Source organism: Bradyrhizobium sp., assembly GCF_028868675.1.
Lineage (GTDB): Bacteria > Pseudomonadota > Alphaproteobacteria > Rhizobiales > Xanthobacteraceae > Bradyrhizobium.
In genome coordinates this window covers 1-7710 of the sequence record NZ_JAGWUA010000219.1, presented here as the reverse complement: position 1 = coordinate 7710, position 7710 = coordinate 1, and the positions used below count along the sequence as shown (strand labels likewise).

Below are 7710 nucleotides of genomic sequence, written 5' to 3'. Positions count from 1 at the left end.
GCCAGCGACATCAACAATCTGCTCGATGGCATCGGCAACGGCGTTCAGGTGCTGCAGGCCGCCAACACCGGCATCACCTCGCTGCAGAAGCTGGTCGACACCGCCAAGTCGATCGCCAACCAGGCGCTCCAGACCCCGGTCGGCTACTCGACCCGCGCCAACATCACCTCCGGTGCCATTACCCGCAACGGTGTCGCGGTGGATGGTACGGACCTTCGCGGCCTCGGCACCGTGATCAACCGGATCTATACGGGGGGTGTTGTCACCCAGGGCGTCGGCCCGGGCACCGTCACCGCCGCCACCAGCCTTTCCGCGCTTAGCGGCGGCTCGGCCCTCGCCAACGGCGATACGCTCGTCGTCAACGGCAAGACCATCAAGTTCGACACGACGACGGTCACGAGCCAGACCAGCGCGACCGACGCTTTCGGCAATACGACGTTCTATCTCGCGACCACCGGCACCGCCCCCACGGTCGGCAACCTGCTCAGCGCGATCGACACCTCGGCCGGTAACACCGGCACCGGCTCGGTCGCCTCGACGGTGGCGAACTCCGGCGCCGCCACGTCGGCCCTGCAGCTCAACACGGGCGTCAATGCCGACTTGACACTCGCCGGCACCGCGGCCGTCAAGCTCGGCCTGACCACAGGCACCTACAATCGCACCGGCGACACCCTGACGTTTGCGGCGCTTGGCTCGGGTCTTGCCACCACCGTGACGTTCGGCGACGGCACCGGCGGCACGGTCAAGACGCTGAACGACCTCAACACGCTGCTCGCCGGCGACAACCTGACGGCCTCGATCGACTCCAGCGGCCACCTCACCGTCTCCACCAGCAATGACTATGCATCCTACACGATACCGACGGTCGGCGGCACGTCGCAGTCCGGCGTCGATGCCAACGGCGCGTTCCGGGCCTCCAACGGCGCGGTGACCGTTACGGCACCGATCAAGGACCCGGTGTCGCAAGCAGGGCGTCAGAGCCTGGTGGCGCAGTACAACGCCATCATCGCGCAGATCGACACCACGGCCCAGGACTCGTCGTTCAACGGCGTCAACCTGCTCAATGGCGACTCCCTGAAGCTTGTGTTCAACGAGACCGGCAAGTCGACGCTGACGATCACCGGAGTGACCTTCAACTCCGGCGGCCTCGGCCTCTCGAATCTGGTCCAGGGCACCGACTTCATCGACAACGCCGCGACCAATCATGTCCTGACCTCGCTGAACACCGCGAGCAGCACGCTGCGGTCGCAGGCTTCGGCCCTGGGTTCGAACCTGTCGATCGTGCAGATCCGTCAGGACTTCTCCAAGAACCTGATCAACGTGCTGCAGACCGGCTCGTCGAACCTCACGCTCGCCGACACCAACGAGGAAGCGGCCAACAGCCAGGCGCTGTCGACGCGGCAGTCGATCGCGGTCTCCGCGCTGGCGCTCGCCAACCAGTCGCAGCAGAGCGTACTGCAGCTGCTCCGCTAACAAGCGACTGAAATCACGAGACAAATGGCGGCGGCGGAGCTTCGGCTCCGTCGCTTTTTTCGTGTGCCTGGGCTTCCCCGGATTCGCGTCTTAACGCAGGGGGAGGGGCGCTTACCCGGTGTTAACCCTGTCGCTTAAGTGGCCGTTAACCATACTTTAAAGGACTAACAATAAAACAGGAGAAAGGCAGTTCTCCAGTCGGCGAGCGCCGATTCGTACCCGGTATCGCTTCAAGAGGAAGATCGCAATGTCCGATATCGTTCTTTCGGCTGCAGTTCGTCAGAACCTGTTGTCGCTGCAGTCGACGGCCAACCTCCTCTCTACGACCCAGGAGCGTCTGTCGACCGGCAAGAAGGTGAATACGGCGCTCGACAACCCCACCAACTTCTTCACCGCACAGGGCCTCGACAGTCGCGCCAGCGACATCAGCAACCTGCTCGATGGCATCGGCAACGGCGTTCAGGTGCTGCAGGCCGCCAACACCGGCATCACCTCGCTGCAGAAGCTGGTCGACAGCGCCAAGTCGGTCGCCAACCAGGCGCTGCAGACCCAGGTCGGTTACTCGACGCGGGCGAACGTCACCTCCGGTTCCATCACCCGCAACGGCGTCGCGGTTGACAGTACGGACCTTCGCGGTCTCGGCACCGTGACCAACAGGATCTATACCGCGGGTGTCATCAACAAGGGCGCCGGCCCGGGTACCATCGCTGCCACCGACACGCTGGCCTCGATCGGCACCGGCGGCACGGCGATCGCCAACGGTGATGTTCTCGTCGTCAACGGCAAGACCATCAAGTTCGACACGACGACGGTCACGAGCCAGACCAGCGCGGTCGACGCTTTCGGCAATACGACCTTCTATCTTGCAACCAGCGGCACCACTCCGAAGGTTTCCGACCTGCTCAGCGCGATCGACACCTCGGCCGGCAACACCGGCACCGGCTCGGTCGCCTCGACGGTTGCGAACTCCGGCGCCGCCACGTCGGCGCTGCAGCTCAACACCGGCGTCAATTCCGATCTGACCCTCGCCGGCACCGCGGCCGCCAAGCTCGGCCTGACCGCCGGCACGTACAACCGCACCGGCGACACCCTGACGTTCACGGCGCTCGGCTCGGGTCTTGCCACCACCGTGACGTTCGGCGACGGCACCGGCGGTACGGTCAAGACGCTGAACGACCTCAACACGCTGCTCGCCGGCGACAACCTGTCTGCCTCGATCAACTCGAGCGGCCAGCTGATGATCTCGACCAGCAACGACTACGCATCCTTCAACATGCCTACCGTCGCCGGCACGTCGCAGTCCGGCGTTGATGGCAACGGTGCATTCCAGGTTTCCAAGGGCGCGGTGACCGTTACGAGTCCGATCAAGGATCCGGTGTCGCAGGCGATCCGCCAGAATCTGGTCACGCAATACAACAACATCATCGCGCAGATCGACACCACGGCGCAGGACGCATCGTTCAACGGCGTCAACCTGCTCAATGGCGACTCGCTGAAGCTGGTGTTCAACGAGACCGGCAAGTCGACGCTGACGATCACCGGGTTGACCTTCAACTCCGGCGGCCTCGGCCTTTCGAACCTCGTCCAGGGCACCGACTTCATCGACAACGCCGCGACCAATCGCGTCCTGACCTCGCTGAACGCCGCCAGCAGCACGCTGCGATCGCAGGCGTCGACCCTGGGTTCGAATTTGTCGATCGTGCAGATCCGTCAGGACTTCTCCAAGAACCTGATCAACGTGCTGCAGACCGGTTCGTCCAACCTGACGCTGGCCGACACCAACGAGGAAGCGGCCAACAGCCAGGCGCTGTCGACGCGGCAGTCGATCGCGGTCTCCGCGCTGGCGCTCGCCAACCAGTCGCAGCAGAGCGTGCTGCAGCTGCTCCGCTGATGGCGATGGCTGACGGCGGACCGAAACATCACGGCGGGGCTAATGCCCCGCTGTTCTTTTGATGGTGGCCGCTAAGACTCCCTTAGCTCCAAACATCAAGCGCCGATCGCGGCCGTTTACAGTGTGCGTGCTCGAACTTAGCTTCGTCGCGAGGGAAGAATCCGCGACCCGTAATTGTCCGGAGTGCTTCCGTCAAGATGCGTAAGCAAATCTTAAGCGGTGCTGCCTACGGTTGGGAAAGAAATCCCTAAGCCAGTGCAATGGGCGGGGAAATGTCCAGGGTGATCAATGTCGAGTTCTGCTGCTTCGGCCTACGCGCGTGTAGCCACGAACACTGCATCTCCCCGCGACGTCGAGGCGCAGACGCTGCTCAAGGCCGCCAACAAGCTGCAGGACGCGATCAATAACGCCGATCCGCTCAGCGAGCAGACGATGCAGGCGCTGATGTTCAACCGCAAGCTCTGGACGATCTTTCTGAGCGAAGCGATGCGCGAAACCAATCCGCAGCCGCTCGATGTGAGACGAAGGATCGCCAACATCAGCGTGTTCGTGCTGAGTCAGACCGCGGCCCTCCAGGCGAGCCCGCAGTTCGATCATTTCCGTCCGCTGATCGAGATCAACCGGAACATCGCAGCCGGTCTGTCCGGCCGGCCGTAGCGGAGACCTCGGCGTGGCCGACGTCATGAGCATCCTGTCGAGTTCGTACAAGTCGGCCGGCCTGACGGTTCCGAGCAAGACCAAATACGTGCCGGTCGACGCAACGCTCTACGCGGGCACCTGGAGCGGCAAGTACGCCAACGGCAAGTCCTTCACGATCGCGATCACCGACGTCTCCGGCTTTCGCGCCAAGATCAGGTACCAGAGCGAAGGGACGGTGAAATATCAGGATGTCCTGATCAAGGATTCGTCGTTCCGGTTCGGCGATACCAAGTTCACGCTGACCAAGAAGGGTACGGCGCTGATCAAGAACGTCGTGACCGATCCCGCGACCGGCACCACCTATCTCGACCAGGCGTACGCGACACAGGACGGTTGATCCGCTGGTCCGTGCCTCAGGCGTTGCGGTCGGTCACCGGCGGCACCTGATCCGACTTGCTCAGATCGAGCGCATGGAAATAGGCGCGACGGCGCAGCATCGCCTCGTCGGGAAACTGCGTCAGCACCGAGTTGGTCTTGTCGTTGACGATCTGGAAGACGAACGAGGCCGCGGCCTGGTCGAACACGACCTGGCGCGTGACATCCTGGCTGTGCACCACGTCGCTGCTGCGCGCGCTCGCGCCGGCATCGCTCGCGGTCACCGTCTGGATCGCGGGCAATTCGGTTTGCACGGCGTCGTTCGCCGCCGGGCTCGACGTCGTGATGATCGGCGCAGGGGCCGGGATCCCCACCGGCCTGATGCTGAAATCTGTACTCATGGCGCCCTCCTGGTGCCTTTCGAGTCAAATCCCAACCCGTCTCGTCGCGCAACTATGGGGCCCCAGCATTGAACGCCCAGTTAGGAAACGTAGTTAATCGCGCACCGGGATCGGTGCGCGATCTTTCGTAGAATTGTCGCTATCTTCGTGCGTCGCTCAGAGCGACCGGCTGACCGAGAGCGGCGTGACGTGGCGCGGTCCCGGAGCTGCGCGGCGGCCGGCGGCGGTGTAGGTGTTGGGCACGTTGCGCTTCTGGATCTCGGCGTTGACGCCGCGCACCACGCTCTCCGATACCGCGTGCGCGGTCGCGAGCACCGTGAGATTGACCTGCAGCATGGCGCGGAACGCGTCATGGTGGCGATGCAAGGTCGAGAGCAGCTCCGGCGCGGACTTCGTGAGCAGGTCCTGCTTCGCCTTCAGTTGCCCGACCGCACCGACGTAGCGGCGCGACAGCTCCTGCTTCCTGGCCTCGAACGCCATCGCCTCGCGCAGCTTGCCCGCGCGCACGAGCTCGGTCTCGCGCTCGACCAGGCCGAGCAGCGCATTCATCGCCTCCATCAGCTCCTCCGCCAGCCGGCGGGCCTCCGGGTCGACGGGCGCGGCGGCGGGCCGCCTTGCGGGCATCGGCTGACGTGATGGGTTGAAGTGGTTCATGTCGATTGGTCCCGTCTCTACCGTGAGGCCTTGGCCTGCTGCAGGATGAGGGTGCGATAGACTTCGCTGGAGATGCCGACGCCGCCTGCACTGGCGAAGTTCCTGGAATATTGTTCGGTCAGCATCGAGCGCCACACGCCGGTGCCGGTCGTACTGCCGAACGGGCCTTCGCCCTTCAAGCCCGAGGTCATCTGCGAGAACATCGCGTTGATGAACATGGCCTCGAAATCGGTGGCGGTCTTCTGCGCCCTGGCCTGCTGCTGCGGCGAGACCCTGGTCAGCGCCTTGGTCAGCTCGAGGTCCGGCCGGCCGTTGCGGCTCTGCACCGCGAAGGCGGCGGGCTGGGTCGCGGCGGAGTTGATCGGGCCGGTCTGCATCACATCACCTCGATGTCGGCCTCGATCGCGCCCGCGGCCTTGATCGCCTGCAGGATGCTGATGAGGTCGCGCGGGCCGATGCCGAGGCCGTTGAGGCCGTCGACGAGCTGCTGCAGCGAGACGCCGTCCTTGACGACCGCGAACTTCTTGCCTTCCTCGGTGACGCTGACGCCGGTGCGCGGCGCGACCACGGTGCGGCCGCGCGACAGCGGATTGGGCTGGCTCACCTGCGGGCTCTCGGAGATCGTGACGGTGAGATTGCCCTGCGCCACCGCGACGGTGGCGACGCGGACGTCGCGGCCCATCACGATGATGCCGGAGCGCTCGTCGATGATGATCTTGGCGGCGAGATCGGGATCGACCTGGAGCTGCTCGATCTCGGTGAGGAAAGCGACGACGTTGCCCTTGAACTCCGGCGGGATTCCGAGCTGCACCGTGGAGGGATCGAGCGGCTCGGCGCTCTTGACGCCGAGATAGTCGTTGATGGCGGCGGCAATGCGCTTGGCGGTGGTGAAGTCGGCGTTGCGCAGCGCGAGGCGCACGTTCGGCAGGCGGTTGAGCGCGAACTCGATCTCGCGCTCGATGATGGCGCCGTTGGCGATGCGGCCGACGGTCGGCACGCCGCGCACGATCTTGGCCGCCTCGCCCTCGGCCTGGAAGCCGGAGATCGCGAGCGAGCCCTGCGCGACGGCGTAGACGTTGCCGTCGGCGCCCAGGAGGGGGGTGACGAGCAGGGTGCCGCCCTGCAGGTTCTTGGCGTCGCCGAGCGCCGACACCGTGACGTCCATGCGGGTGCCCTGGGTGGCGAAGGCCGGCAGGTTGCCGGTGACCATGACCGCGGCGACGTTGCCGGTGCGGATGGTGGCGCCGCGGATGTTGACGCCCATGCGCTCCAGCATCGCCTGCAGCGACTGCTTGGTGAAGGGGATGTTGTTGAGCGTGTCGCCGGTGCCGTTGAGGCCGACGACGAGGCCGTAGCCGATCAGCTGGTTCTGCCGCACGCCCTCGATATTGGCGAGGTCCTTGATGCGCGAGGTCGCGTCGGCGGACGCGGCCGACAGCACCAGCGCCGACAGCGCGGCGCATGCCGCTCCGAACAACCTTGCCCAACGAACGCCTGGCATCTCTGCTCCCCGAGGCCTTGAAGTCGCGGACCTTTCGACACTCCCATGACGAGCGGTCCGCCATCTCCCATGCGAGCACCGTGCCACTTGGGGGCGTCGCGGCCAGCCCGTTGAGAGGGTTGACTAAATGTCTTCGGACCTGGTTTCGCAGGCGTTCGCCTTGAGGCGCAAAACTGCCGCCTGACGGCAGATTTTGCCGGGCTGTTTACGCATCGTTAACCATAAAGCGGCGAAGCTTGCATCCGACGAACCACGCGGAACAGACGCGATGCGCATCTACGGACCGAACGGCACCACGCTTGGAACGCCCGCGGCCGCCGCCCGGCGGACGGGCTCCAGCACCTTCGTGCTGCCCGACACGTCGTCGGCGCAGGAGAGCCGCGCCGCGTCCGCGCCGAAGGCCGCCGCCAACATCGATGCGCTGCTCGCGCTGCAGGGCATCGAGGAGAATCCGGTCGAGCGGCGCAAGCGCTCGGTCGCCCGCGGCCGGACCGCGCTCGACGTGCTCGACGATCTCAAGCTCGGACTGCTGTCCGGCAATCTCGACGCCTCGACGGTGATGCGGCTGCGCGATGCAGCCGCGAACCTGAAATCGTCCTCCGGCGATCCCGGGCTGGATTCCGTGCTGTCCGAGATCGAGCTGCGCGTCGAGGTCGAACTCGCCAAGGCCGGGCAGGGGTAGTCGTCATCCGTCACCCTGAGGTGCGAGGGCAGCGGCGCAACTGCGCCGCTGATCGAGCCTCGAAGGGCGACGGCCTCGCGCTCGCCACGAGCGC

9 protein-coding genes are annotated in these 7710 nt (G+C 65.2%); 5 read left to right on the top strand and 4 right to left on the bottom strand.

The genetic code is table 11. The features are described from left to right. The 4 genes from KGM94_RS21550 to KGM94_RS21535 form a co-directional block, all read left to right on the top strand. Positions 1-1473 (top strand): flagellin (locus KGM94_RS21550; protein WP_300263899.1); only part of this gene is annotated, 1473 nt, incomplete at its 5' end. Between the two features lie 247 nt (positions 1474-1720). After that, the gene (locus KGM94_RS21545; protein WP_300263897.1) at positions 1721-3364 is read left to right on the top strand and encodes a flagellin; all 1644 of its coding nucleotides are present in this window, start codon (positions 1721-1723) and stop codon (positions 3362-3364) included. Between the two features lie 288 nt (positions 3365-3652). Then, a complete protein-coding gene (flaF, locus tag KGM94_RS21540; RefSeq protein WP_300263895.1) occupies positions 3653-4021 on the top strand; it encodes a flagellar biosynthesis regulator FlaF in 369 nt (122 codons plus the stop codon). A 13-nt stretch (positions 4022-4034) separates the two neighbouring features. After that, positions 4035-4400 carry a hypothetical protein gene (locus KGM94_RS21535; RefSeq protein ID WP_300263893.1) on the top strand — a complete coding sequence of 122 codons (366 nt, stop codon included), beginning with the start codon at positions 4035-4037 and terminating at the stop codon, positions 4398-4400. Positions 4401-4416: 16 nt separating this feature from the next. Here KGM94_RS21535 and KGM94_RS21530 read toward each other — a convergent pair whose 3' ends face one another. From KGM94_RS21530 to KGM94_RS21515, 4 genes are all read right to left on the bottom strand, one after another. Next, on the bottom strand, positions 4417-4779 hold the full coding sequence (locus KGM94_RS21530) for a hypothetical protein (protein ID WP_300263892.1): 363 nt from the start codon (positions 4777-4779) through the stop codon (positions 4417-4419). Positions 4780-4935: 156 nt separating this feature from the next. Further along, a complete protein-coding gene (locus tag KGM94_RS21525; protein WP_300263890.1) occupies positions 4936-5433 on the bottom strand; it encodes a hypothetical protein in 498 nt (165 codons plus the stop codon). 17 nt (positions 5434-5450) lie between these two features. Further along, entirely contained in the window at positions 5451-5810 is a 360-nt protein-coding gene (gene flgJ / locus KGM94_RS21520) for a flagellar assembly peptidoglycan hydrolase FlgJ (RefSeq protein ID WP_300263888.1), read from the bottom strand. Further along, positions 5810-6934 (bottom strand): flagellar basal body P-ring protein FlgI, encoded by a 1125-nt coding sequence (locus KGM94_RS21515; RefSeq protein WP_300263886.1) that lies wholly within the window; start codon positions 6932-6934, stop codon positions 5810-5812. Before KGM94_RS21515 ends, flgJ begins: the two co-directional genes overlap by 1 nt. Before the next feature lie 268 nt (positions 6935-7202). Here KGM94_RS21515 and KGM94_RS21510 point away from each other — a divergent pair, with 268 nt between their 5' ends. Then, positions 7203-7616, top strand: a complete 414-nt coding sequence (locus KGM94_RS21510) for a flagellar assembly protein FliX (RefSeq protein ID WP_300263884.1) — start codon at positions 7203-7205, stop codon at positions 7614-7616. The last annotated feature ends 94 nt before the right edge of the window (positions 7617-7710 follow it).